We start from the raw sequence: 26,512 nt of genomic DNA, 5'->3' as shown, positions 1-26,512 counted from the left end.
TATCCTCCTATAACTCAGGTTTAATAGAGAATAAATACTATTAAAATAGTATTTGCCAAATAACCATATTAGTAGTATGGTTATTTATATAACATAGTTTTCTTGACGTAAGGAATTTGATCTATGTCAAAAGATAGAGCTTTTAGTTTTAAAATATTAGGGATAAATTTCTGGCGATATAGATTGGCTTTTGTGATAACCACTATAGGCAATATGGCAGTTTCTATTGCAATAACTTGGTGGATTATTGATTTTTATCACAAAGCGATTTATGTAAGCTATGTGATGATTCCTTCTGTTATTGTTGCAATTTTAACAAATTTTCTTCTTGCCCCATTAGGTGATAAATTTGATCGGAAAAAGATTATAGAAATGGGCTTAATGATTCAATTTTTTTCTTGTTTTATTATTTTATTACCTCAGCTTTTAGATCAACTTAGCCTTTCTTTTTTCATCGTCTTTTATCTTTTATTTTCTTTAGGTGGTGGTATTGTAAGGGTTGGTAGTATGGGATTTATTGCCAATATTGTGAATAAATCACATCTTTTATTGGCAAATAATATGATTATGCGAATAAATGCGCTAGTCAGTATATTATCTGGGGTAATTGGTGGAGTATTATTTTATCAATTTGGCTTACTCTATGCGTTTTTATTATTAATGTTATTACAAATTATTGCATTAATATTAATTCATCGTATTAATATTCTTTTTGAAAAAGAAGGACACAGAAAAAATAAGATAAATTGGCTTATTGGAGATCTCTATCAAGGTATTCAATATACATTAAAAAGTAAGATATTAAGCAGTCTTTTTGTGTATAGTTTAATTGTTGGACTCGCCTTTGGACCGATGCAATTAATTATTATTTATCTTATTAAGATCAAGTTTGAGTTAAACGCTTTTTCTTATGGTATCGCAATGTCATTTATGGCAATAGGTGTTGTTTTTGGTAGTTTAATTTATCATAAAGTCGCTAGTATTTTTCAGTTAAAAAGCCGTTTTGTCTTTTTTTCTTCCTACCTTTTTTGTGTTGCTTTTATACTATTAGGCTTATTTAATTATTTAATCATTTTTAGTATTTCATTATTGCTTATTGGTATGGCAAGAAATTGGATAAATGTTACAGTAGATACAAGATTATTAACGGCATTACCTGATAAAATAAGAACTAGAGTACTCGCCAATATGTCATTTTTTGGTAATATCAGCGTACCTATAGCAAATTTATTCACAGGTTTTATTTTAGATAATAGCCATATTTTTATTATTTTATCTTTTAATTGTATTATGACTTTACTCGCTTCTTGTGTATTTGTTTTTAATCAATCCGTGATTAGGTTTATTGATTTAGAGGATGAGGATTATACACAGTTTCTTAAATAATAAAATAGATAAGGTAAATTAGTTATTATAATAAATTTTGTGGAATAGAAGTAGATTAGTAGTTATGATACTACGAATACAGTGTGATATTTAAGGATAACCTACTTCAATCCATTTTCTTTTATTGTTGTAGCCTATTGAATTACTAACCCAATACGACTATACAAAGCATGTTAATGCCCTATATAAGTATAGGGCTAATTTAAGCTAACGCTCATAATTAAACAAAGTAACCAAAAAAATCAGCAAAAAAGACCATTTATTCTAAGATAATGGTCTTTTTTGTTATTTTTCGCTCAAATAACATAACTATATTGTGATTCTTGTCACATTTAATCAACAAACTTTCCCTTCCATTTTATTTTTATGCTATCTTGCTCTCGCAAAATTACCTTATTTTACGTTTTATAAACTACATTTTATTGGAGATATTTATGTTTGGTCCATTCAAACCAGCTCCGCATATTGCGCAGCTACCTGCTGATAAAATAGATTCCACCTATAAACGCTTGCGTTGGCAAGTGTTTGCTGGCATCTTTTTTGGTTATGCAGCTTATTATTTCGTTCGTGCTAACTTTGATTTAGCTCAGCCCGGTTTAATTGCCTCAGGAATGTATAACAAAGCCGAATTGGGGATTATTGGTACTGGAGCAGGTTTAGCTTACGGTTTATCAAAATTCTTTATGGCTTCTCTTTCTGACCGTTCGAATCCGAAAGTCTTCTTACCATTTGGTCTATTATTGTCAGGTTTATGTATGACTTTAATGGGCTTAATGCCTTGGGCAACATCAGGTATTTTAGTGATGTTCACCTTAATCTTCTTAAATGGTTGGTTCCAAGGTATGGGGTGGCCACCTTGTGGACGCACAATGGTGCATTGGTGGTCTAAATCAGAACGTGGTTCAATCGTCTCTATCTGGAACTGTGCTCATAATGTGGGGGGTATGGTACCGGGTATGATGGTGTTATTAGCTGGAGCAATTTATTACTCTACTCATGGTGTTGAAGCGACCGCAAAAGATATTTGGCAACAAGCCTTATATTATCCGGGCATTGCCGCAATGATTGCCGCTGTACCTATCTACTTCTTAATGAAAGATACGCCACAATCTTGTGGTTTACCAGCGATTGAAAAATGGCGCAATGATTATCCAGAAAATTATGATGAGAAAAAATCAGAGCAAGAGCTTACCGCAAAAGAAATTTTTGTCACTTATGTCTTAAAAAACAAATTATTATGGTATATCGCCATTGCAAACGTCTTCGTCTATTTAATCCGCTATGGTGTATTAAAATGGTCGCCAGTTTATTTAAGCGAAGTCAAACATTTTAATATTAAAGGTACAGCTTGGGCTTACACCATTTATGAATTAGCCGCAATTCCGGGTACCTTATTATGTGGTTGGGTGTCAGATAAAATTTTCAAAGGCAAACGTGGGGTAACAGGTTTTGTATTTATGATCTTAACTACGATTGCGGTTGCAGCACTATGGCTAAATCCAGCAACACCTGATAATGAAATTGCTCAATATGCAGGCCATGCTTGGTATGAAAATCCATATCAATTAACAGACTTCATTTTAATGACTACAATCGGTTTCTTAATCTATGGTCCTGTAATGTTGATTGGTTTACACGCTCTTGAACTTGCACCGAAAAAAGCGGCAGGTACATCAGCAGGTTTCACAGGCTTATTTGGTTATCTTGGTGGTACAGTTTCTGCCTCTGCAGTTGTGGGTTGGGCTGCCGAGCATTACGGCTGGGACGGCGGTTTCTATGTAATGATTGGTGGTGGAGTAATCGCCGTCTTACTGATGTTAATCGTTATGATTGCAGAAGGTAAACATAAAGCCAAACTTGAAGATCATTATGGTAAATAATTAACCAAACAATCAAAAGGAAGAATAACAATATTCTTCCTTTTTTACTGTATAAACCTTAAATTACGGAGAAACTAATGAAATTAAAAACATTGGCAATATTGACCGCACTTACAACACTAACAGCTTGTACTCATCAAATGAATACTATGAATAATCAAGAAAAACTAGTGATCGCACATCGTGGTGCGAGTGGTTACTTACCTGAGCATACCCTTGAAGCAAAAGCATTAGCTTTTGGGCAACAGGCGGATTACTTAGAACAAGATCTTGTTATGACAAAAGATAATCATCTTATTGTCATTCACGATCATTTTTTAGATGGGCTTACCGATGTGGCAAAAAAATTTCCTAAACGTCATCGCCAAGATGGGCGTTATTATGTAATGGATTTTACCTTAGCAGAAATTAAGTCTCTAGAAATGACAGAAAATTTTGCTATCAAAAATGGCAAACAAGTTCAAGTTTATCCAAATCGTTTTCCAATGTGGCAATCCCATTTCCGTATTCATACTTTTGAAGAAGAGTTGGAGTTTATTCAAGGCCTAGAAAAATCGACTGGTAAAAAAATCGGGATTTACCCAGAAATTAAAGCACCTTGGTTACATCATCAAGAAGGCAAAGATATTGCATTAGCAACCTTAAAAGTGCTAAAAAAATATGGTTATACTGATAAAAATGCACCTGTTTATTTACAAACCTTTGATTTTAATGAATTAAAACGAATTAAAACAGCGCTTTTACCACAACTTGCTATGGATATTAAACTCGTACAATTAGTGGCTTATAATGATTGGCAAGAAACGCAAGAAAAAAATGCTCAAGGACAGTGGATTAATTATGATTATAATTGGATGTTTAACCAAGGTGCAATGAAAGAAATTGCAAAATATGCTGATGGTGTCGGCCCTGCTTGGTATATGTTAATTAATGATAAAACTTCACAGCCAAATCATATTATCTATACACCAATGGTTGCTGATATTGCCACTACAGAACTTGAGTTACACCCTTATACGGTTCGCCAAGATGCTTTACCTACATTTTTTGCTAATGTAGATCAGATGTATGACGCTCTATTAAACCAAGCTGGTGCAACAGGCGTATTTACGGACTTCCCTGATACGGCGGTGAAGTTTTTAGGTAAGAATAATTAATTATTAAGAAAAATAAAACCTCGTAGTGGAACGAGGTTTTTTAATTATATTAAACGTTATCAATTTTACCCAATAATGAACGCAAACGCTCTTGCCAATTTGAATGTTCATTTTTCAGGCTTTCGTTTTCACGACGTAAGTTGTCATTTGTTTGTTGCGTTTCATTTTTCTCTTGTTCTAACGCTTGAATTTTTTCATTTTTTTCTTCAAGTTCTAATTGAAGTAATTGGATGGTTTCAACAGCTTGTTTAATTTTTTCTTCAAGTTGATCTAAAATTTCTAATGACATTGCGATATCCTTTGTTAATACTTTGAAAAATTAATGACTTATTCTACCGCACTTTGGCAATGGAATTAAAGAATAAAATAAAAATTTTACTTTTCCTGATTATCAGGATGACGCAAACGTTTGCCAAATGTTAAAATAGCCGACAAATTAATCATTGAAGATAAGGATAAAACTATGAATAGAGCATTAGCCATTGAATTTTCACGTGTTACTGAAGCCGCTGCCCTTGCCAGTTTTGCTTGGCTAGGGAGAGGTGATAAAAATGCAGCGGATAATGCTGCGGTGAGTGCGATGCGTTTAATGTTAAATCTTATTGATATGCAGGGAACTGTGGTTATTGGCGAGGGAGAAATTGATCAAGCGCCGATGCTTTATATTGGTGAAACCTTGGGAACGGGAAAGGGCGAAGAAGTAGCGATTGCGGTAGATCCTATTGATGGCACAAGAATGACAGCAATGGGGCAAGCGAATGCGTTATCAGTGTTAGCCGCAGGGGGAAAAGAAACTTTTTTATCTGTCCCTGATATGTATATGGAAAAACTGGTGGTTGGTCCGCAAGCCAAGGGCATGATTGATTTAAATCTGAGCTTAGAGCAAAACTTGCGTCGTGTTGCCTCAAAAATGGGGAAATTGCTTTCTCAGTTGAATGTAATGGTGCTGGCTAAACCCCGTCATGAGCAAGTGATCGCTCAAATGCACGCTTTAGGGGTAAGGGTTTTTGCAATTCCTGATGGCGATATTGCGGGTTCGGTATTATGTTGTTTGCCAGAGGGGAATGTGGATTTATTATATGGTATTGGTGGAGCTCCTGAGGGGATTGTAGCTGCAGCGGCTGTGCGTGCTTTAGGTGGTGAAATGCAAGCAAGGCTGATACCTCGCAATCAGGTTAAAGGTGATACCCATGAAAATCAGCAAATTGCTCAGCAAGAGATTGCTCGTTGTCAGCAAGCGGGAGTAGAGGTTAATCAGGTGTTGAAATTGGAACAGTTGGTGCGTGATGATAACCTCGTTTTTGCGGCAACAGGGATTACTAATGGAGATTTACTAAAAGGTATTCAACGTAAAGGCAATTTAGCCAGTACGGAAACCTTAGTGATTCGTGGACGTTCTCGCACAATCCGCCGTATTCAATCTACCCATTATCTTGATCGTAAAGATGGAGCATTATATCGTTTGATTAATGTGTAAAAATTTTCTGAAAATAGACCGCACTTGGGAGGGGATTATGCTTTTTTGTACTCCAAAGTGCGGTAAATTTTAGATAGGTGTAAACAATACTATCAAGTTTTACTTTTTCTCGAATAATCGGCAGTAATATCGCTGATTTTGTATTAGGGACAACAACGGTATAAACTTTATACTATTATTATTCAAAAGCCCGAATACAGCGACTTTACTTGCTGTGCTACATCTTAGTTTGCCCTACAAGCGCCACTGATAAATGAATAAGCGTAAGCGATGAAAATAAAAGACTGCTGCATTTTTATTAACATTCACGAGTTCAGCGGCTGTTCGTGCCGTAATGCCTGCCATAAAAAGTTCAATAAGTTTGTATTGTTTATACGGACTTAGACGACTTTTTCTCATTGGACTATTGTATCCTAAGTAGGAAATTTGTCAGTTATCTAGTCAATCCCTTAAAATAATAAGGCTAGTTACCTATCCCTTCATCTAATATTAGAACGAAACCGTTACCCTTCCATAATAAGCACGTCCTGGTTCGTTATAAGTACTTGCTCCATCGTTTGCACGATAAAGTTTCTTATTGAATAGGTTTGAAATTCCTACACGAACACTGAGGTTTTTATTAAATTGATAGCCCGTATTCCAACCCACCAAAGTATAAGATCCCACCACTCTTGTGGATAAGCCATTTCTACTTTCAGTATTATTTTCAGCATACTGACGAGGTTTTTGGCGACCGTAGAAAGTGGCATTAAGCTGAGTATCCCATTTTTCATTAATTTGCCAATCTAAGAAAGTATTAATGGTATATTTTGGAATAATGGATAGTGGGTTACCTGTCGATTTATCTTTACTCTCAATCATATAGGTAAAGTTATTTGTCCAAGTTAATACATCACTAATCAATGGAATGGTTAAGTTCCCTTCAAGCCCTGAGACTACCGCTTTAGGGATATTTTCCCATTGTAATAAATTGTGTCCATTAACGGTTTCTAAAATGGTTGTTCCTGCTGCAATTTTATTACGATAATCATTGTGGAAATAAGCTAAAGAGGCTTTCCAGTCAGCATAGCTATATTCTAAACCGATTTCTTTATTCCAGCTGGTTTCAGGTTTGAGATTGGCATTTCCCATTAAATAACAAGATGTAATAGAACCTGATGACTGTAATGGACAGCCGTTACCACGTGTGTAGAGTAAATAACCCTCGGTGCTTTGATAGAGATTTGGTGCTTTATATGCCTGAGCAATCCCTCCTTTCAGGGTAAGATTATCGGTAATATAGTAGAACGCATTTAACGCAGGACTGATTTTACTACCTGAACGGCTATTATGGTCAAAACGTAAAGCCGGAATGAGATTAAATTGATCGCTTATTAAGATATTATCTTCAATAAAGGCAGAAAAATTATCTTGTGATTGTTTGCCTCGACTAACCCCTGTATAACGAGTGAAATTAGCCCCCGAAGCTAAGGATTGTCCCGCTATAGAGGCTGGATCATCTAAACTATCGTGGCTAAATTCAGCGCCGAGTGTCACAACATTAGGTACGGCTAAATGAAAAGGAATACTGGTTTCAAAGGCTAAACGTGAGGTTTTTAAGACACTATCTAAATATTCATCAGAATTAATACGCCCCTCAGGTCCACCAGCCAATGCCTCTTTTAAACGGCTATTGGTGGTGCGATCAAATTGTGCGACAAATTTGGTTGTTCCCCAATCCCAATCACCATTATGGGTAACCGCATAGCTTTGGCGATACATACGATTGGTTTCGGATTTATAGAGTTTTTCTGCATCAGAAACAGACATATTGCTGTTTTGTGAGTCGCCCGCAAAAATATTCCCCTGACGACTGTAACTGATATCTAAATCTACCCGTTGGCGAGGATCAATTTTCCAACTTAATTGCCCTGCAATATCTTTGTTTCTTACCCCTTCTCGTCCTGCGATAATCGTACTGTCGCTGCCATTAATATCTAACGCATCAGCCTGAGTTTTATTCCAATTACCATATAAACGGAAATAGAGTTTGTCTTGAGCTAGAGGTCCAGAAAGATTGAAGCCCACACGATTGGTCGCACCCTCTTTACTATCCTCAGGTTGGTTAGTGTAATAAGTAATTGAACCTTTAAATTCATCAGTTGCTTTCTTAGTTATGATATTGACTACACCACCCATAGAGCCAGATCCATAACGGGCTGCCGCAGGGCCTCTTAAAACTTCGATAGATTCAACATCTTCTACAGGTACCCAATTTGAATCCCCTCGAGTATCACGTTGCCCACGCCAGCTATAACGCACAGAGTTACGTGAAGTAATTGGGCGACCATCAACTAAGATTAAGGTATTTTCAGGTCCCATACCACGTATATCAATTTGACGAGCGTTTCCTCTCTCACCATTAGCTGAGTTACTGGTTAAGTTCACACCCGGCATTTTACGCACTAAATCCGAAACATCATTAACCACCGCCACTTTTTCAATTTCTTTGGCTGGTAATTGGCTTACTCCCAGAGATTGTTTTAGCTGTTGTTCAGCGGTAACGGTAATTTCTTCTAATTGTGTGCTTTCTTCGCCATAAGCAAAGGGCGTTGTCGCCAGCAAAATGGCAACGGACAACTTACTTTTTGTCAATTTCATATAGTCATTTCCTTAAGTTTTGGGTGATTCTTATAAAAAATTGAAATAACATTATCACTAATAAGAGTTATTCTCAATACTTTTTCAAGAATTATTATCATTTGAAGTATTTTTGTTTTTAGTCAATACATTAACAAATGCAATTAATATATTGATTTACTTTTTTAGTAATAAATTCTATTTATTTTTCATTATTTTGTGTTTTTATGAAAACTTGTGTTGATGAAAAAGTGCGGTACGTTTTGAAAAAATTTTTTCTTTTTTTGAAAATTAAAATTCTAGGCTATTGATGAATTTTTACTGCATAGTTAGCAAAAAATCACTATAATCTTTGCCAATTTTTGGTAATGACGATGAGGAAAGAAAATGAATTTAGCAGAATATCATAACAATATTGAAAAAGTATGGGCGGAGATTGAGCAACAATTAGAGGCTCAAGATTGTGATGTGGATTGTGATACACAAGGGGCGGTATTTTCCATTACCTTTGCGGATCGCAGCCAAATTATCATTAATAAACAAGAACCTATGTTAGAACTTTGGTTAGCTAGCCGCTTAGGTGGTTTACATTTTGCTTATCAAAATCAACAATGGATTAATAGTGATGGCGAAACCTTTTGGCATTGTTTGGAACAAGCCTGTGCCGCCCATGGTGAAACTGTCAAATTTATCGCCGCTTAAATGACGATAGTCAATAGGATCTTTTATGCGAAAAACATTAGCCTTATTTTTACTCGTATTACTCAGCCCCTCCTTATTGTTTGCCAATAGTGCGGACAATGGCTGGCAACCTTATAAAAGTAAAACAGAATTATTATTGTTGCCTCGTTCAGATAATATGATTGGATTAACCGCCTATGATCAAAATTATTTAATGGAAACCTTTTCCAATGGAAATTTCTATGATCAAAAGGATATGAAACATGATGAAGTGAAATTTCAAATTAGTTTAGCCTTACCTATTTGGCGGCATATTTTGGGTGAAAATTCGGTATTGGCAGGCTCTTATACGCAACGTTCTTGGTTCCAGTTAAGTAATACAGCAAATTCCTCGCCATTTCGTGAAACCAATTATGAACCGCAACTTTTTCTCGCTTGGGCAACCAATTATACCTTGCCTTTTGGTTGGACATTAAATGATGTGGAAACAGGATTTAATCATCAATCCAATGGTAAGAGCGATGAACAATTAAAATCTCGCAGTTGGAATCGCTTATATGCTCGTGCTTCTGCCTCAAAGGGAAACTGGATTGTGGAAATAAAACCTTGGTGGCGTATTCCTGAAAAATCTGAAGACGATGATAATCCTGATATTACGCATTATCGTGGTTACTTTGATTTGTCTGTGGGTTATCAATATCACAAACATCAGATCAAATTTACGGGGCATTATAACCCTCGCTATAATAAAGGCGGATTAGAAGTGGCGTATAGTTATCCTATTACCAAATATATCCGTTTTTATACGCAATATTACGGCGGTTATGGTGAATCGTTAATTGATTATAATCGCAATATTCAACGTATTGGGATTGGTATTTCATTAAACAATGTCTTCTAATCAAGAAACAGCGCAAAGTGCGGTGCAAAATCCAAAAATTTTTGCAAAAGACACCGCACTTCAAGTGTTACAACAGGTATTCGGTTATCAATCCTTTCGCCAAGGGCAACAAGAGGTTATTGAAGCAACATTAGCGGGGCAAGATAGCCTAATCATTATGGCGACAGGCAATGGAAAATCCCTTTGTTATCAAATCCCAGCCTTATGTTTTTCGGGATTAACGCTCGTCATTTCACCATTGATTTCCTTAATGAAAGACCAAGTGGATCAGCTTTTGGCAAATGGTATTGAAGCGGATTACCTGAATTCAAGTCAAACCTTTGAACAGCAACAACAGGTGCAAAATAAAGCCATTTCAGGTCAACTAAAATTGCTTTATCTTTCCCCTGAAAAGGTGATGACGCAAAGTTTTTTCCATTTTATTTCACAATGCCAAGTGAGCTTTGTCGCCATTGATGAAGCCCATTGTATTTCCCAATGGGGGCATGATTTTCGTCCAGAATATAGCCAACTTGGTGGACTCAAAGGCTGTTTTCCCCATATTCCCATTATGGCATTGACCGCAACAGCGGATAAAACCACCCGACAGGATATTTTACAGTTATTAAAATTTCAACAACCTCATTTATATATTGGCAGTTTTGATCGTCCCAATATACGCTATACCCTTGTCAACAAATATAAGCCTATGGAACAAATTTGCCGTTTTGTCCAACAACAAAAGGGCAAAAGTGGCATTATTTATTGTAATAGCCGTAAAAAAGTAGAGAAATTAACAGAAATTCTACGTCAACGAGGCATCGCCGTAGCAGGTTATCATGCTGGTATGGAAAATCAGGTAAGAGAGCAAGTACAGCGGGCTTTTCAACGTGATAATGTACAGGTTATTGTGGCAACTATCGCCTTTGGTATGGGGATCAATAAATCTAATGTGCGTTTTGTGGCACATTTTGATCTCCCTCGTAGCATTGAATCCTATTACCAAGAAACAGGGCGAGCAGGGCGTGATAACCTCCCTGCCGAAGCGGTATTATTCTATGATCCTGCCGATTATGCTTGGTTACAAAAAGTATTATTAGAAAAGCCCGAAACAGAACAACGTCAAATTGAGCAACATAAATTACAAGCTATGGGCGACTTTGCCGAATCACAAACTTGTCGCCGTTTAGTGTTATTAAATTATTTTGGCGAAAATCGGCAAACGCCTTGTCAAAATTGTGATATTTGCCTTGATCCACCGAAAAAATATGATGGGCTAATTGACGCACAAAAAGTCCTTTCTACCATTTACCGTCTTGAGCAACGTTTTGGGATTCACCATGTTATTGCGGTATTGCGAGGATTACAAAACCAAAAATTGAAAGGCTTTGGACATGATCAACTAAGTGTATTTGGAATTGGTAAAGAATATTCGCAAGAATATTGGGTTTCAGTTATCCGCCAATTAATCCATTTAGGCTTAGTACAACAAAATATCGCTCACTATTCTGTGTTACAACTTGCAGGTAATGCACGAGCAGTTTTGCGTGGCGACGTGGCGTTAGAATTAGCTGTACCACGTATTTCCGCTAAAATTACCCCAGCATTAACCAATAAACCTACCATTAACAACTACAATAAAGATTTATTTGCCCGTTTACGTTTTTTACGCAAACAAATTGCCGATCGCGAAAATATCCCACCATTTGTGGTATTTAGTGATGCCACCTTACAAGAAATGGCAAAATTCTATCCTACCAATGATGCAGAAATGCTACAAATTAATGGCGTTGGACTAAGAAAATTAGAACGCTTTGCTCGCCAGTTTATTCCGATTATTCAGGAATATAAATCGGCATAATGTGAGTTTATGTGAAACTTTAAACGACAAACTGGTGGCTATCAAGCGGAAATCCATCGTATTCATGGGCAGATTTGGGGGAGGTAACGCCACCATTGAGGTGGCGATAACAGTAAAATTAATTTTTCTTCTGAGCAAGTAACCAATCCCTTACCGCTGGCAATAAATAAGCATAATCAAAAGAATACATATGATCACCAGCTTTACTATTTACCTCAATATTTTCTGGCAATACACTCCCTACGGTAAATTGCACAAAATTAATCGGATAGCCCTCGGCAATTAATTGCTCTACTTTGGCATTTTGTTCCACCTCTGGTAACTTAGCAGAAAATTCAATTTCGCCATATTTTACCCCGAGCTGATGAAATAATTGCCCTAATTCCGCCATCCCCTTTGAGGCTTTCGAATCACCTGCGGACACAATATAGAAGAATTTTTCTTTTGCCAAAGGTGTTAAGACATTCACGTCCCATTGGCTTCCCACAAACAATGAAGCCGCAAATAAATCAGGGTGAGTGGCATTAAAATAGAACGACATCATACCGCCCATAGATTGCCCTGTGGTATATAAACGATTACGGTCAATATTGTAACGAGAAACCACATTTTCTAATAAATCTAAGGTTGTTGCTACCTCATCAGAGGTTTGCCAATTATCATTTACCGCCGCCTGCGGCCCAGAATAAGCAGGAACAAGCACAAAGGTCGGTTGTTTATCTTGCACTTCATCGGTTGCCCAAATAATCCCTCCATAACCTTGCATTAAAGGTGCTTTAACGCCTTTCCCCACAGTGCTTGCGTCCGCCATAAACATCACCAAAGGATATTGTTGGTTAGGATCGTAGTTTTTCGGAATATAAAGGTTATATTCCATAGTACGCCCTGTTTTTTCATCTTTAAAACTTAATTGCTGAAAACGTGGGGCAATTTGCTCACGCAAGGTTAATAACTGCTGATCATAACTTTTATCAGCACCACCATATTGTTTTGACCAAGCGGGATTTTGATTATCCGTAGTCGGCGTATCTGCCAATACTTGCCCGCCCATTAACATGGCAATTAAAGCAAAAATAAGTGTTTTTTTCATCATACTTTCCTTCTATAAGAAATAAGTTTCATTGTGGTTAAAGGTTATATTTGTCCAAAGTATAACCTTTTATGCTTTAACTAATCTCGCTTGAGGGTAAATTTTTGTATAAGTCTTAATAAGGATAGTGCAAAACTTTAAAAAAACTAACCGCACTTATCCAATAAGTGCGGTCAATTTCTCAATAATTTTTTATGCGATAAACATTATCGCCGCCATAAGAAATTATAAAATAAAACGACTTAAATCCTCATTCTCAACAATAGTGCCGAGCGCTTCGCTTACATAATTGGCATCAATAAGGACTTTTTCGCCATTCATATCGCTAGCATTAAAGGAAATTTTATCCATTAAACGCTCCATTACGGTATGCAAACGGCGCGCACCGATATTCTCGGTTTTTTCGTTTACATGGAAAGCGGCTTCGGCAATTTTCGTAATAGCATCTTTGCTAAACTCAATATTAACGCCCTCGGTTGCCATTAACGCAATATATTGTTCGGTTAAAGAGGCATTAGGTTCAGTAAGGATACGCTCAAAATCCCCAACGGTTAATGCGGATAATTCCACGCGAATAGGTAATCGTCCTTGTAATTCGGGGATTAAATCTGATGGTCGAGCCACTTGGAATGCCCCTGAACAAATAAATAAAATATGATCAGTTTTTACCATTCCATGTTTGGTATTGACCGTTGATCCTTCCACTAAAGGCAGTAGATCTCGTTGCACCCCTTCACGAGAAACATCCGCACCAGAATGCTCCCCTCGGCGACAGATTTTGTCAATTTCATCAATAAAAACAATACCATATTGTTCAACCGCTTCAATGGCTTTATCCTTTAATTCTTCAGGGTTAAGCAATTTTGCTGCTTCATCATCAATCAATGCTTTTAAGGCATCTTTGATTTTCATTTTACGTTTTTTGGTATGCCCACTGGATAAATTCTGGAACATAGACTGTAATTGATTCGTCATTTCTTCCATACCAGGGGGTGCCATAATTTCAACACCCATGGAAGGGGTTGCGGCGACTTCTATATCAATTTCTTTGTCATCTAATTGCCCTTCACGCAATTTTTTGCGGAAAATTTGGCGAGTATGGCTATGATTATCCGTATCTTCTGCTTGTCCCCATTGATTTTTGGCTGGTGGTAACAAAGCATCTAAAATGCGTTCTTCCGCCGCTTCTTCCGCACGAAAACGGTTTTTCTCAATTTCCGTTTGACGCACTAATTTCATTGCACTGTCGGTAAGATCGCGGATAATGGAATCCACTTCTTTACCTACATAGCCCACTTCGGTAAATTTGGTTGCTTCTACTTTAATAAAAGGGGCATTGGCTAATTTGGCTAGACGGCGTGCAATTTCTGTTTTACCTACCCCAGTAGGCCCGATCATTAGGATATTTTTTGGGGTAACTTCATGGCGTAAGGCATCAGGTAATTGCAATCTACGCCAACGATTTCTTAAGGCAATCGCCACAGCACGTTTGGCATCAGCTTGACCGATAATATGTTGATCTAATTCTGAAACTATCTCTCTAGGGGTCATTTCGGACATTGTTTTTTCCTTTTATTTGCTAAACTTGTTAACTTATCCAATCAGGATTAATCATTAGGTAATTCTTCAATAGTGAAGTGGGTATTGGTGTAAACACAAATATCCCCTGCAATTTTTAGTGATTTTTCCACAATATCTCGTGCGGATAATTGGGTATTTTCCACTAAGGCACGTGCCGCAGATAAGGCATAATTGCCACCAGAACCAATGGCTAAGATTTGATCTTTTTCAGGTTGTACTACATCACCATTACCTGTGATAATCAATGATTCTTCCGCATCAGCAACGATTAACATGGCTTCTAAACGGCGTAAAGCTCGATCGGTACGCCATTCTTTGGCTAATTCCACCGCACTTTTTAATAAATGCCCTTGGTGCATTTCCAATTTACGCTCAAACAGTTCAAATAAGGTAAAGGCATCCGCTGTCCCACCAGCAAATCCTGCTAGCACTTTATTGTTATAAAGTCGTCTTACTTTGCGAGCATTACCTTTCATCACGGTATTTCCTAGGGAAACTTGCCCATCGCCACCTACAACCACTTTGCCGTTACGGCGTACACTCACGATTGTTGTCATACTTTTTCCTTTATTTGTTATATCATTTTTGATAAACAGATGATGTTTATCAAAATCATTACTGCGTTTATACGCAAATGGCTATAAGGGAATATATGGTTTCAGAAATAGAAATTTCAATGCAAGATTAATAAAAAATACCGAATAAAATGGCAATAAAGGTCAACATTCCAAAATAATTGTTATTTAAGAAAGCCTTAAAACAAGCCTCTCTGGCACGAGATTTGGTCATTTTACATTGATAAACAAAGCAACAAGCTGCAATGCCTAAACCAATGAAATAACTAAAATGTAACTTGGCAAGAATACCAATACTGATTAACAGTAATAAACTGATGAATTGCAATAATGCAATAATTTTATTGTCATATTGAGCAAATAAAATGGCGGTAGATTTTACCCCAATGCGTAAATCATCATCACGATCCACCATGGCATATTGGGTATCATAAGCGACCGTCCAAGCCATATTAGCAATAAACAATAACCAACATTCTAAGGGTAAATGCTCAATGGTTGCCCCATAAGCCATCGGAATAGACCAACCAAATGCCGCACCGAGAAAAAATTGAGGTAAATGTGTGTAGCGTTTCATAAAGGGGTAAATGATGGCTAACAGTGCCGCCACAAAAGATAACGCAATGGTATAAGGATTAAGAAATAGCACCAATAGAAAGGCAATAAAAATAAGCAGAAAGAATAATCCTTTCGCTTCTTTAGCGCTGGCTCGTCCCGTAGCAAGAGGGCGTTGTGAAGTGCGTTTGACTTTGCCATCAATATGCCGATCAGCATAATCATTGATCACACAACCCGCCGCTCGCATCACAAAAACCCCCAAGATGAAAATAATGAGCGTAGAAAGCGTCGGTAGCGCTTTGTTAGCAAGAAATAATGCCCATAAGGTTGGCCATAATAAAAGTAATGAGCCAATAGGGCGATCAAGTCGCATTAGTTGTGCATAAGCCAATAATTTATCTCGAGTAAAAGCCATAACAATCTTATTTCGCTTGGCAAAGTTTAAGTTGAACTTGATGATTTGCCATTAAGTCTATAACGCTTTGAGGCGGTGTGCTATCCGTAAAAATATAATCCACATCCGCCACAGAGCCTAATCTTACAATGGCTCGTCGGGTAAATTTAGAATGATCCGCCACCAAAAACGTGGTGCGAGCATTCTCAATGATCGCACGTTTTACTTGTACTTCATGATAATCATAATCCAATAATGAGCCATCATGATCAATACTACTGATCCCCAAAATCCCAAAATCTAAGCGGAATTGCGACATAAAAGCCACCGTCGCCTCGCCCATAACGCCCCCATCTCGGCGTAATGAACCCCCAGCCACAGTAATATCAAAGGTTTCATTTTGTCTAAGCAAATGTGCAGCATTGAGATTATTTGTAACAATACGCAATTTCTTATGATTTAACAAAGCATTAGCCACTGCCTCAGGGGTTGTACCAATATCAATAAATAATGATGCCCCCTCAGGAATCATTAAGGCAACCTGTTGAGCAATTAGATTCTTCTCAAGGGAGAAAAAATCTTTACGATCGGTGTAATCACTATTTTCTGAGCTAGACGGCGAGGCTGCCCCGCCATGATGACGGCGAATTAAATCTTGTTCAGCCAATTCATTTAAATCTCGACGAATGGTTTGTGGGCTAACCTTTAACATCGCCACTAATTGTTCTGTGCTTGCATAGCCATTGAGTTTTACTTGTTCAATAATTTTTTTATGGCGAATAGACTGTTTCATTCTTTACTTCCCAAGCCTTATTGATATTTCGTCTCATTCTATCTTAAATTACTCCATAGAGGTAGCTTTTAAACGTTGATAAAATAAGGTTATTCCCCCAGCGATAAGCCCACAAATCAAGCCACTAATATGTGCCGCATTGCCCACATTGATCCCTAACCAAGGCGCAACGAAACCACTGATAAGCCCAACAATAATCATTAATGTAAATCCCGAAGGCAAGATAAACCAAGATTGTTTAGCAAAACGATCAAGCACCAAAGCATACCCCATCAAACCATAAACTACCCCCGATAAGCCAAAGAATGCGGGACCATTCGCCCAATTTTGGGCAATACCAGAAAACAGGGCAAAACTCAAATATAGGACACATAATCGCCACCAACCTAAATTTTTTTCTATGATATGCCCAAGATAAATCCAAAAGGTTAAATTGAGTAATAAATGAGGCAAGGAAAGATGTACCAACGAATGAGAAATATAACGCCATAGTTGCCATTCCTCACCAGAATAAGCCGGATAATGCATAGCCAAAAAAATCGGCTCATCGCCAATAAAGAACGACAACAGATAAAGCCCAATACACACTAAACTGATCAACAACGTAAAAGGGGGACAATATTGCCACAAAAAATTTACCAAAAACAGACCGCCCTTTTTCTGAGAAACATTAAACCCAATATCCCCCGCCTGCCAACTGGCTTGTTCATAACGAGAATCAAAAGGGTTTTGCAAAAACTGCTCACGTTCTTGCAAAATATCCGCAAAATAAGGATTATCTTCCTCAATATAAAGGCGATCCCCTTGTTCTGTTTGTTCCAATATGAGTTCAATACCATATTTATTACGAATATAATCACGAAAATGCAAGGCTAATGCCCCAATCTCACTTTGTAATAATAATTTCATATCCTTCTCTTCTCAGATTTAACACAATATAGCCGTTTTAATACGCAGAATTATCGACGATTTATTGCTATAATGCCATACCTCATTCATACCGCTCAATCAGGATACAAAGACAATATGGAAAAAGATCAGATACCACAAGGTTTTCAACCCTTTACTTGGGGATTGGCTATTTATTGCTTGCCCATTTTATTATGGCCACTTGCTCTATTAATTTCCCCCAATCTCAGTAAAAATCCCTTATTATCCCCCGGGCAAGTTGATGGAATGTCAATATTTTTATGGAGCTATCCTTTTATTTTAGCCATCACTGCAAGGCTATTATTTAAACTCAGACAACATCGTCCACAATTGGCGAAAAATGTATTAATCCTATTAGGATTAGGCTTTTATTTAGCGGTAATTTATATTGTGGTTGTTGGTTTTGTTATTAACAGCTAAATAAAATGCGGAGAAAATTCTCCGCATATTCAATTATAACTCTGTCCCTCGCTATAAAATTAATAATACATATTCCCTATTATTTTTAAATAACTAAGAAGTATCAATTAAAGTTTCGGCCCCGCACTAACAAGCGCTTTACCTTCCTCATTTCCTGTATATTTTTCAAAGTTTTTCACAAAACGTTGCGCAAGATCTTCTGCTTTAGTTTGCCACTCTGCTGGATCAGGATAAGTATTTCTTGGATCTAAAATAGCAGAATCAACATTTGGCAAAGCATTTGGAATCGCTAAATCAAAAATAGGTAAATTTCCCATTTCTGCCTGCTCAATAGAACCATCTAAAATGGCATCAATAATTGCACGAGTATCCTTAATAGAAATACGTTTACCTGTACCATTCCAACCCGTATTCACTAAATAGGCTTCCGCACCAGAGGCTTGCATTTGTTTTACTAACACTTCAGCATATTGAGTCGGATGTAAGGTTAAGAACGCCGCACCAAAACAAGCTGAGAAAGTTGGGGTTGGCTCTGTAATGCCTCGTTCTGTACCCGCTAATTTTGCGGTAAAGCCAGAAAGGAAATAATATTTTGTTTGCTCTGGCGTTAATTTTGCCACTGGCGGTAATACCCCAAAGGCATCAGCAGTGAGGAAAATCACTTTCTGAGCTGGCCCAGCTTTAGAAACAGGTTTAACAATGTTTTTAATATGATAGATTGGATAGGATACGCGGGTATTTTCTGTTTTTGAACCATCCGCATAATCAACATCACCATTTGGTAATACCACCACATTTTCTAATAGGGCATCACGCTTAATCGCCCCATAAATATCAGGTTCATTTTCTGGCGATAAATTAATGGTTTTGGCATAACAACCCCCTTCGTAGTTGAATACGCCTTCATCGTCCCAACCATGTTCATCATCACCAATTAATTGACGTTTCGGATCGGTAGAAAGCGTTGTTTTACCTGTGCCAGATAAACCAAAGAAAATTGCGACATCACCTTTCTCACCAACATTGGCAGAGCAATGCATTGATGCAATACCTTGTAATGGTAAAAAGTAGTTCATCATTGAGAACATACCTTTTTTCATTTCACCACCATACCATGTTCCCCCAATCAACTGGATACCTTCCGTAATGTTAAAGGCAACAAAGTTTTCGGAATTTAAACCTTGTTCTTGCCAATTTGGATTGGTGACTTTAGAGCCATTCATTACTACAAAATCGGGTTTAAAATTCTCTAACTCTTCCGCTGAGGGACGAATAAACATATTGGTAACAAAATGAGCTTGCCAAGCAACTTCTGTAATAATACGTACCGCTAAACGGGTATTTTTATTTGCTCCACAAAAAGCGTCCACTACAAATAAACGTTTACCTGATAATTGTTGGGTGACTAAGGATTTTAAACTTTGCCAAGTTTCTTGGTTCATTGGCTTGTTATCATTTTTTACTTTATCACTTGTCCACCAAACTGTATTTTCTGTTTTTTTATCTAATACAATATATTTATCCTTTGGCGAACGACCTGTAAAAATACCTGTATCAACCGCAACCGCCCCCTGATTTGTTACCGTACCTTTTTCATACCCTTCCAAGCCAGGTTTTGTTTCTTCTTCAAATAGCAATTCATAACTTGGATTACGAACAACTTGTTTTACATTATAGATACCAAGATCTGCCAATTCGTTAATAATTACATCAGTCATAGATTACCTCTTTTGTTGAAAATTTAAATTTACTGTTGTTATTGTATGAAAATTTCTACCTAAAAAATGTTAGGTGGATCACTAAATGAAAAAATTAGGTAGGAAAATAAAGGGGTAATAGAGAAATTTGTGATTCAGATCAAAATATAGGTGTTTCAAATTAAAACAAGACAAAGTAGTACGCTGAACAAAGTACAAACAGTACAGTGAGGCCAACCAACACCATATTATCTTAAAGTGGAACGACGATAACAAAAAATTGCCCCATATATTTTCCTATGGGGCAATAAACATTATTTTTGTGTCAATATATTCTTATCCACATCGGGTTTATCCACTGTGGTAATTAACCCTTTTAAATTTTGGTGGTTTAAGCGTTGAATTGATTCATGGTCTTTGACTTGCTCAAAAACATAAGTTGCCATAGTAATATCATCGCTTAATACACATTCCTCTTTTTCTAGCAGAGCCTTAAATGCGTTAGCGGATTTTTCAAGTTGTCCTGCTCGCACATAAAGATATGCCAATGCACGCTGATATTGACAAATGCGTTGATTATGGTGGGTTTGCTTAAGTCGTTTTTCTAATAACTTAATCAATTTACCGCTTTCTGTTGGTTGTAGTTGGCTAATTTGTTGTAATAACAACGGCATTTCAGCACTTTCATCATTAAGTTTTTTCAATAACTCTAGGCTAAATTGATAAGCGGATTGATGATCATTACAGTCAATTAAACGGGTAATTAAAGCTAATTTGGCATAAGCATTATTACGCCGTTGACGTGATTGATGTTCCCACCATGTGAGCAACCCATCTTGTCCTTCTTCTTTGAGCTTTTCATCAAGTAAACCATCAATCACTTGATGCTCTAAATGCTCAAAAGCCTGCCCTGTGTATAAATTATAACGTTCTAATCTTGGTAAAATATTGTCTAAGGCTTGGTAAGCCGAAGATTGTAAATAAATATCTACAGCTAGTTTTAGTACTTCTGTATTTTTAGGCGACATCTCTAATAAGCTATCTACCGCACTACGAGCAGCAGCTAGCTTATGTTGCATTAGCATAATACGCGTACGTGCAATTTCAACCATCAGATTATCAGAGCCTGCAAGTTCTGTTGCTTTTATTAAATACCCATTTGCCGCAAATTCATCACCTTTTTGTTGGGCTGCTTCCGCTGCTTTCACAAAATTTAAGACAGGCTCAGCCGAATGTTTAGCATTTTTACCGATTAATTTTTCTGCTTTAGCATAATCTCCTTCGTCCATACGCATTAAACCTTCTAGGGTTTGTCGTTGGGCTTTTTGACGTTTACGTCGAGAGAACCAGCTATAAGTGCCTGAGCTTAATCGACAAAATCGAGTAATAATCCATTCTAACGCATAGATAATGGCTAAACTTAATACAAAGAAAATCACCAATGTGGTTATACTCATTTCAATGGTATAACTTGCTGTTTCGATTAAAACATAACCTTGTTTGCCCGCTAAATAAGGCCCTGCGATCAATCCTGCCAATAAGATAAGCATTAAAAATAAAACGCGTAACATCACTTATCCTCCTCTTATTCTACAGGTTGAGTATCATGCTCAGTAGCAACTGGCTCGGCACTTTTTTCCGCTTCTACTGGCTGAGATTGCTCATCTTCTGCTTCGCTATGTTGTGAGGTATTCTCGGATTGCTCCTGTTCCGTCAACGCATCTTGTTCTGCTTGCTCCTCTAAAATCAGTTTATCTGCTTGTTGATCGCTATCCTCTGTTAAGGCTTTATCCGCACGAAGCTCAATACGTTGCAAATTTTGCCCTTGACGATGTAATAACTCATCAAGCAAAGTAAGGCTACTTAATTTGGTCGGAACATCAACATAAATGGATTGCTCCATTAAGTTATCCACTTGCTGTAAGAAATCTTTTGCCGCTTCAGTGTTGGTATTAAAATAACTTCTGACCCAAGCTGCTACGGCTTCAAGGGATTGTTTATATAATTCATTTTGTTGACGAGGTACAGCTAAAATCGCAATCTGTAAACGTAAACGAATATTCTCTCGTAAATAAATATCCTGATTTGGTGCAAGCAAGGCTTTATCATTTTGTGATCTTGGGGTAATGCGAATAAAATGATTTAAAAAAGACACCGCACTTTTTTTCACATTTTCTTTCCAATCTAACATGGAATCAGATAATTGCACGTTATCTGTATTATCACCAAAATTCACATTTAAAATTTCTAATTCATCAATGTTATTGGCTAACATAGACAAACGCTGCATAATGGCATTTTGATCAATATTATTTACCGCTAATAACTGCTTAAGATCATCATTTAAGGCTTTACGCACCCCCACAACTCGAGCATCAGGCACTTGCTCAAGGCTTTGTGACGCCACTTGTAATAAGGCAATAGCGGTATCCACATCGCTATCTAACACCAATTTACGTAACGCATTATTTAGCAAGAAATCAGCCTCTGATAAAATCCAATCATTAGGCTCTGCTTTAATCACGTTATTGATCTTCGCCACTTGCTCTTGCAAACTTGTTAAAGATTGTTGTTCATCACGTTGACGCTGTACAAAATCTTCAACTTGATTACTCAAACCTTGATAATCTTGCTTTAATTGTGTTAATTCATCACGCAAGCTATCATCATTTTGTTGCTCAATCACTTGCGGTTGAGGCACAGATAAGGCAGCAATTTTTTGTTCAAGGTTCGCAACTTGCTGTTGCCCCACATAATAACCGCCAGCACCAACGCCTAAGGCAATTAAAATCGCCAGTAAAGCTAACCCTGTTCCGCCTTTTTTACTTGAACTCGTTGAACCTGTTGTTGTATCCCGTTTCCCCTCAGAAGTGCGGTCAGTTTTTGAAAAATTTTTTTGCGTATTTTTTTCCACATCATTTCCTTTATTATGGGTTGAAGTTTGGCTTACGGATTGTGCTGAACTCACATATTGAGAGGTATCCGACGTTGTGGTTACCTCTGGTGATATTGCGTTATCCACTTGTTTTGTCTTGCCATTTTCCTCCTTTCCTTTCTTATTAGTTGAAACAGAAGAGGGTTGTGAAAGGTCTTTTTTATCTGTTGTCATAGGCTACTCACTTATTTGAACATAAATCACAATACCATTTTTTATGCTATGTCATTTTGCATAGCAACAAGGGTTGAAAACAATGCCCTATTATTTGGTCTTTCAGAAACTAAAATATGCTGCCAACCTTGTTGGCGTGCAAGTAAAGCAATACGCTGGCTAATGGTAATCAATCTACAACCTTTTAACCAGCCTTGTTCCTCAAGAGGGACAAACTGCAATAATGCATTTAACATTTCACCGCTGGTAACGACTAACGCATTAATTCCTGCACGTTTCCACATACTCACTTGCTCAAGATTTTCATAAGCGATGGGTTGGCGTTGATAACATTGCACAATCTCTAATTGTGCACCACGCTGTTGAATTTGCTCAGGAAAAAGTTTTCGTCCCTCATTTCCTCGCAACAATAAAACCTGTTTTCCCACAATGTTATCGGTTTGCATCGCTATCAATGCAAGCAATCCTTCGCTATTTTGTTGTGCATAAGGATAGGTAACAGCAAATCCCGTAAGCTCACAAAAACGCTCAGCACTACTTTGTCCAACGGAAAAATAGTGCAAATCATTACGCCAAGCGAACCCTGTTGAAAGCAAACTCTGATGGGCATAGTCCACCGCATTTCTTGACACTACAACCACATAATCCTGCTTTTTCATCTGTGCCAATTTATGAGGCAAGGTATTTAATTGCTCACAGGCTTGAATATCAAAAAAAGGAAAATGCAATGAGGCAATGCCTGCTTTATTTAGCATATCCACTAACATTGCCCCTTGTTGTGCGGGGCGTGCAACTAATACGCCCATCTTGATCCTTTCCCCATCATTATTGATGTAACGCCGTTAATAACTTATCTGCCCCTTGCTGTAATAAGTCCTCAGCCACCTGTACACCTAATTCTTCCGCAAATTGCACCGCACTTGTTGCACAAGCACGAATAATTTGGCTGCCATCTTCCGCACCAACTAAGGCTTGCAAATAAAGCTGCTCATTCTGTAACACCGCATAACCCGCAATCGGCACTTGGCAACCACCTTGCAAACGGTGATTCATTGCACGCTCTGCAAGCACACAAGAATGCGTTGTAGGATCAGCCAAAGGGGCTAACAAGGCTTGCACTTGATGATCATCAACTCGGCATTCAATCCCTACCGCACCTTGACCTACTGCGGGTAAACAAGTTTCTATATCAAGAAATTCCGTAATCCGATGGGCTTCGCCCAAACGAATTAGCCCCGCAGAAGCCAAAATAATGGCATCGTAATCACCATTATCTAATTTCCCCAATCTTGTACCCACATTACCGCGTAAAGAACGAATAACCAAATCAGGACGCAAGGCTTTTAACTGGCATTGACGGCGTAAACTCGATGTACCAACCACCGCCCCCTCAGGCAAGTCCTCCAAACTCGCATAATGATTAGAAACAAACACATCGCGCGGATCTTCTCTCGGGCAAATTACAGCAAGCATCAAGCCCTCAGGGAAAACCATTGGCACATCTTTCATTGAATGTACCGCAATATCCGCACGATGTTCTAATAAGGCATTTTCTAACTCTTTAACAAATAACCCTTTACCACCAATTTTCGCCAATGGCGAATCTAAAATCACATCGCCTTTTGTGACCATCGGCACAAGCTCAACATTTAATTCAGGATAATATTGTTGTAAACGCTGTTTTACATAATTGGCTTGCCACAACGCTAATAAACTTTGTCGAGTGGCAATTCTTAAGGTCTTTTTATCAGTCATAGCCTATAATTTTGTGTCAAATATTTGCCCCTATCCTATCATTGTTAAGGCAAAAAGTCAGTTGAATTCACCGAGAATATTCATTCCTGTTGACATAATAAGAGGGTTTGTTCGATTAATTTACGAGCAATCGTGCCTTGTGGTGGTAAATTAGGTAAGGTTTCCTCTACTGAAAACCACCTCGCATCATAAATTTCTGTGGGTTGAATATTAATTTCCCCCTCGGCATAGTCCGCTAAAAATCCCACCATTTGAGAATTTGGAAACGCCCAAGGTTGACTAGCTACATAACGAATATTTTTCACTTTAATACTCGTTTCCTCAAAGATTTCTCGCGCCACAGCTTGTTCAAAGGTTTCCCCTACTTCCACAAATCCCGCTAAGGTTGTGTACATCAGGCTTTCTTTATGACGCTGATGACAAGCTAACAAAATCTCTTTTCCTCGCCGTACCGCCACGATAATTGAAGGACAAATCACAGGATAAGTACGAAAATGACATTGCTCACATTCCACCGCCCATTCATCTTGTGCCAGCCCTGTTTTATGCCCACATTTACCACAAAATTGATGGGTATTAAAAAAATAATTCAGCTCAATCCCACGACTTAATAAATTAAAGGTACGCTCAGGCAAATAAAGTAAATCACGCAGCGAAAAATAAGCTCGCCGAGAGTTTGGCTCCTCTGCCACCAACCAAAGGGGTTGATGTTCTAACTCACCAATAACCATGGCTTGTAAGCCCTCTAATTGAAACTCTTTGGCATAACCATAAGGTAATTTGCCATCAATTAAATGTAAATGAGAGCCTTGCGTGAGCAGCCAAAAGCCGCTGTCTGTTGGTTTAATTTTTTGCATAAGTATACTCTTAATAAATTAATTCTCTTTTACTTATAGTAAATAATAAAGTTATATTAAACTTACATACAGTATCTATCAAGAATCTACAGTTAGTTGTGATGAAATTTCATTTAGGTTTTCTTTAACTAAGAAAATAATGGAAATATATCGTGATACCGCCAATTACCTTATGTAAAACTAAATGGCTAATATTTTTAAATATTATAATGGTGTCAATCTAAAACAAGATAGTCGTGTCAATACAATTTTATTTAAAGTTAGACGGATATATAATTTAAAAGCGCGGTCAATTTTATAATCATTTCAATAAAAAAGCGTAGTTTTTATTAAACTACGCTTGTTATTAATAGCAATTATCTTAATTAAATATGCTGTTGCACAAAAGCAGCAAGCTGGCTTTTTGGTAATGCACCTACTTGCGTTGCAACCTCTTTTCCTTCTTTAAATAACATTAAGGTTGGAATACTGCGTACACCAAATTGTGCTGCAACCTGTTCATTTTCATCAATATTAATTTTTGCAATTTTGACTTTATCGCCAAATTCTGTTGCTAATTCATCAAGTACAGGGGCGATCATTTTACAAGGTCCACACCAAGGTGCCCAAAAATCTAATAAGACAGGAACTTCTGAACGTAATACCTCTTGTTCAAAACTTGCATCACTAATATGTAAAACTTCACTCATTTTTTCTTCCTTTGTTAGATTATCATTAATTACTCTAAAATAAGTGTAATAATCCTTTTTTCAAGAGTAATACCATTTTTCCTTATTAAGAATAATAACATAAGCAAAATCACAATGTCATAA

Annotated in this window: 23 protein-coding genes and 1 pseudogene; 8 read left to right on the top strand and 16 right to left on the bottom strand. The window is 37.4% G+C overall.

Annotated features, from left to right (window positions below; all coding sequences use genetic code 11):
• Window positions 1-123 precede the first annotated feature (123 nt).
• From EV694_RS06330 to glpQ, 3 genes are all read left to right on the top strand, one after another.
• Window positions 124-1,386 (top strand): MFS transporter, encoded by a 1,263-nt coding sequence (locus EV694_RS06330; RefSeq protein ID WP_132690630.1) that lies wholly within the window; start codon window positions 124-126, stop codon window positions 1,384-1,386.
• A 434-nt stretch (window positions 1,387-1,820) separates the two neighbouring features.
• Entirely contained in the window at window positions 1,821-3,266 is a 1,446-nt protein-coding gene (gene glpT, locus EV694_RS06325) for a glycerol-3-phosphate transporter (protein ID WP_132690628.1), read from the top strand.
• Between the two features lie 77 nt (window positions 3,267-3,343).
• Window positions 3,344-4,423 carry a glycerophosphodiester phosphodiesterase gene (gene glpQ, locus EV694_RS06320; RefSeq protein WP_132690626.1) on the top strand — a complete coding sequence of 360 codons (1,080 nt, stop codon included), beginning with the start codon at window positions 3,344-3,346 and terminating at the stop codon, window positions 4,421-4,423.
• 49 nt (window positions 4,424-4,472) lie between these two features.
• On the opposite strand, the gene zapB is transcribed toward glpQ, so the two are convergent.
• Window positions 4,473-4,712: a cell division protein ZapB gene (gene zapB, locus EV694_RS06315; protein ID WP_132690624.1), complete on the bottom strand. Its 240-nt coding sequence runs from the start codon at window positions 4,710-4,712 to the stop codon at window positions 4,473-4,475.
• 174 nt (window positions 4,713-4,886) lie between these two features.
• Between zapB and glpX the strand changes: the two genes are divergently transcribed.
• Window positions 4,887-5,900: a class II fructose-bisphosphatase gene (glpX, locus tag EV694_RS06310; protein ID WP_132690622.1), complete on the top strand. Its 1,014-nt coding sequence runs from the start codon at window positions 4,887-4,889 to the stop codon at window positions 5,898-5,900.
• A 76-nt stretch (window positions 5,901-5,976) separates the two neighbouring features.
• Here the strand turns inward: glpX and EV694_RS06305 are convergent.
• Both EV694_RS06305 and EV694_RS06300 read right to left on the bottom strand, forming a co-directional pair.
• Window positions 5,977-6,299 (bottom strand): annotated as a pseudogene (locus EV694_RS06305) (IS1595 family transposase); the annotation flags it as partial.
• A 90-nt stretch (window positions 6,300-6,389) separates the two neighbouring features.
• Window positions 6,390-8,540, bottom strand: coding sequence for a FepA family TonB-dependent siderophore receptor (locus EV694_RS06300; protein ID WP_132690620.1), 2,151 nt, complete (start codon window positions 8,538-8,540; stop codon window positions 6,390-6,392).
• A gap of 366 nt (window positions 8,541-8,906) precedes the next feature.
• On the opposite strand from EV694_RS06300, the gene cyaY reads away from it, so the two are divergent.
• Genes cyaY through recQ form a run of 3 tightly spaced genes read left to right on the top strand, consistent with a single transcriptional unit; the run spans window position 8,907 to window position 11,941 of the window.
• Window positions 8,907-9,221 carry an iron donor protein CyaY gene (gene cyaY, locus EV694_RS06295; RefSeq protein ID WP_132690618.1) on the top strand — a complete coding sequence of 105 codons (315 nt, stop codon included), beginning with the start codon at window positions 8,907-8,909 and terminating at the stop codon, window positions 9,219-9,221.
• Between the two features lie 25 nt (window positions 9,222-9,246).
• Window positions 9,247-10,101: a phospholipase A gene (pldA, locus tag EV694_RS06290; RefSeq protein ID WP_132690616.1), complete on the top strand. Its 855-nt coding sequence runs from the start codon at window positions 9,247-9,249 to the stop codon at window positions 10,099-10,101.
• Entirely contained in the window at window positions 10,091-11,941 is a 1,851-nt protein-coding gene (gene recQ / locus EV694_RS06285) for a DNA helicase RecQ (RefSeq protein WP_132690614.1), read from the top strand. Before pldA ends, recQ begins: the two co-directional genes overlap by 11 nt.
• A gap of 118 nt (window positions 11,942-12,059) precedes the next feature.
• On the opposite strand, the gene EV694_RS06280 is transcribed toward recQ, so the two are convergent.
• The 6 genes from EV694_RS06280 to EV694_RS06255 all read right to left on the bottom strand — a co-directional run bounded on the left by EV694_RS06280 (window position 12,060) and on the right by EV694_RS06255 (window position 17,841).
• The gene (locus EV694_RS06280; RefSeq protein WP_243645985.1) at window positions 12,060-13,031 is read right to left on the bottom strand and encodes a carboxylesterase family protein; all 972 of its coding nucleotides are present in this window, start codon (window positions 13,029-13,031) and stop codon (window positions 12,060-12,062) included.
• A gap of 225 nt (window positions 13,032-13,256) precedes the next feature.
• Window positions 13,257-14,591, bottom strand: coding sequence for an HslU--HslV peptidase ATPase subunit (hslU, locus tag EV694_RS06275; protein ID WP_132690611.1), 1,335 nt, complete (start codon window positions 14,589-14,591; stop codon window positions 13,257-13,259).
• 47 nt (window positions 14,592-14,638) lie between these two features.
• A complete protein-coding gene (hslV, locus tag EV694_RS06270; protein ID WP_132690610.1) occupies window positions 14,639-15,169 on the bottom strand; it encodes an ATP-dependent protease subunit HslV in 531 nt (176 codons plus the stop codon).
• Between the two features lie 127 nt (window positions 15,170-15,296).
• Window positions 15,297-16,160: a 4-hydroxybenzoate octaprenyltransferase gene (gene ubiA / locus EV694_RS06265; protein WP_243645983.1), complete on the bottom strand. Its 864-nt coding sequence runs from the start codon at window positions 16,158-16,160 to the stop codon at window positions 15,297-15,299.
• A gap of 7 nt (window positions 16,161-16,167) precedes the next feature.
• Window positions 16,168-16,932 carry a DeoR/GlpR family transcriptional regulator gene (locus EV694_RS06260; RefSeq protein ID WP_132690606.1) on the bottom strand — a complete coding sequence of 255 codons (765 nt, stop codon included), beginning with the start codon at window positions 16,930-16,932 and terminating at the stop codon, window positions 16,168-16,170.
• 48 nt (window positions 16,933-16,980) lie between these two features.
• Window positions 16,981-17,841, bottom strand: a complete 861-nt coding sequence (locus EV694_RS06255) for a rhomboid family intramembrane serine protease (RefSeq protein ID WP_132690604.1) — start codon at window positions 17,839-17,841, stop codon at window positions 16,981-16,983.
• Between the two features lie 72 nt (window positions 17,842-17,913).
• Here EV694_RS06255 and EV694_RS06250 point away from each other — a divergent pair, with 72 nt between their 5' ends.
• A complete protein-coding gene (locus EV694_RS06250) occupies window positions 17,914-18,282 on the top strand; it encodes a DUF5389 family protein (protein WP_243645982.1) in 369 nt (122 codons plus the stop codon).
• Window positions 18,283-18,389: 107 nt separating this feature from the next.
• On the opposite strand, the gene pckA is transcribed toward EV694_RS06250, so the two are convergent.
• The 7 genes from pckA to trxA form a co-directional block, all read right to left on the bottom strand.
• Entirely contained in the window at window positions 18,390-20,000 is a 1,611-nt protein-coding gene (gene pckA, locus EV694_RS06245) for a phosphoenolpyruvate carboxykinase (ATP) (protein ID WP_132690602.1), read from the bottom strand.
• Window positions 20,001-20,293: 293 nt separating this feature from the next.
• Window positions 20,294-21,550 carry a heme biosynthesis HemY N-terminal domain-containing protein gene (locus EV694_RS06240; RefSeq protein ID WP_132690862.1) on the bottom strand — a complete coding sequence of 419 codons (1,257 nt, stop codon included), beginning with the start codon at window positions 21,548-21,550 and terminating at the stop codon, window positions 20,294-20,296.
• A 14-nt stretch (window positions 21,551-21,564) separates the two neighbouring features.
• Window positions 21,565-23,088, bottom strand: coding sequence for a uroporphyrinogen-III C-methyltransferase (locus tag EV694_RS06235; protein ID WP_132690600.1), 1,524 nt, complete (start codon window positions 23,086-23,088; stop codon window positions 21,565-21,567).
• A 41-nt stretch (window positions 23,089-23,129) separates the two neighbouring features.
• Window positions 23,130-23,894, bottom strand: a complete 765-nt coding sequence (locus EV694_RS06230) for a uroporphyrinogen-III synthase (protein WP_132690598.1) — start codon at window positions 23,892-23,894, stop codon at window positions 23,130-23,132.
• 19 nt (window positions 23,895-23,913) lie between these two features.
• Entirely contained in the window at window positions 23,914-24,843 is a 930-nt protein-coding gene (hemC, locus tag EV694_RS06225; protein WP_132690596.1) for a hydroxymethylbilane synthase, read from the bottom strand.
• A gap of 80 nt (window positions 24,844-24,923) precedes the next feature.
• Window positions 24,924-25,700, bottom strand: coding sequence for an NAD(+) diphosphatase (gene nudC, locus EV694_RS06220; RefSeq protein WP_132690594.1), 777 nt, complete (start codon window positions 25,698-25,700; stop codon window positions 24,924-24,926).
• Window positions 25,701-26,065: 365 nt separating this feature from the next.
• Window positions 26,066-26,419, bottom strand: a complete 354-nt coding sequence (trxA, locus tag EV694_RS06215) for a thioredoxin (RefSeq protein ID WP_424580052.1) — start codon at window positions 26,417-26,419, stop codon at window positions 26,066-26,068.
• Between the last annotated feature and the right edge of the window lie 93 nt (window positions 26,420-26,512).

This window comes from Volucribacter psittacicida (assembly GCF_004339025.1).
GTDB lineage: Bacteria > Pseudomonadota > Gammaproteobacteria > Enterobacterales > Pasteurellaceae > Volucribacter > Volucribacter psittacicida.
The sequence above is the reverse complement of the archived record's forward strand: the minus strand, read 5'-3'. Positions and strand labels throughout refer to the sequence as shown.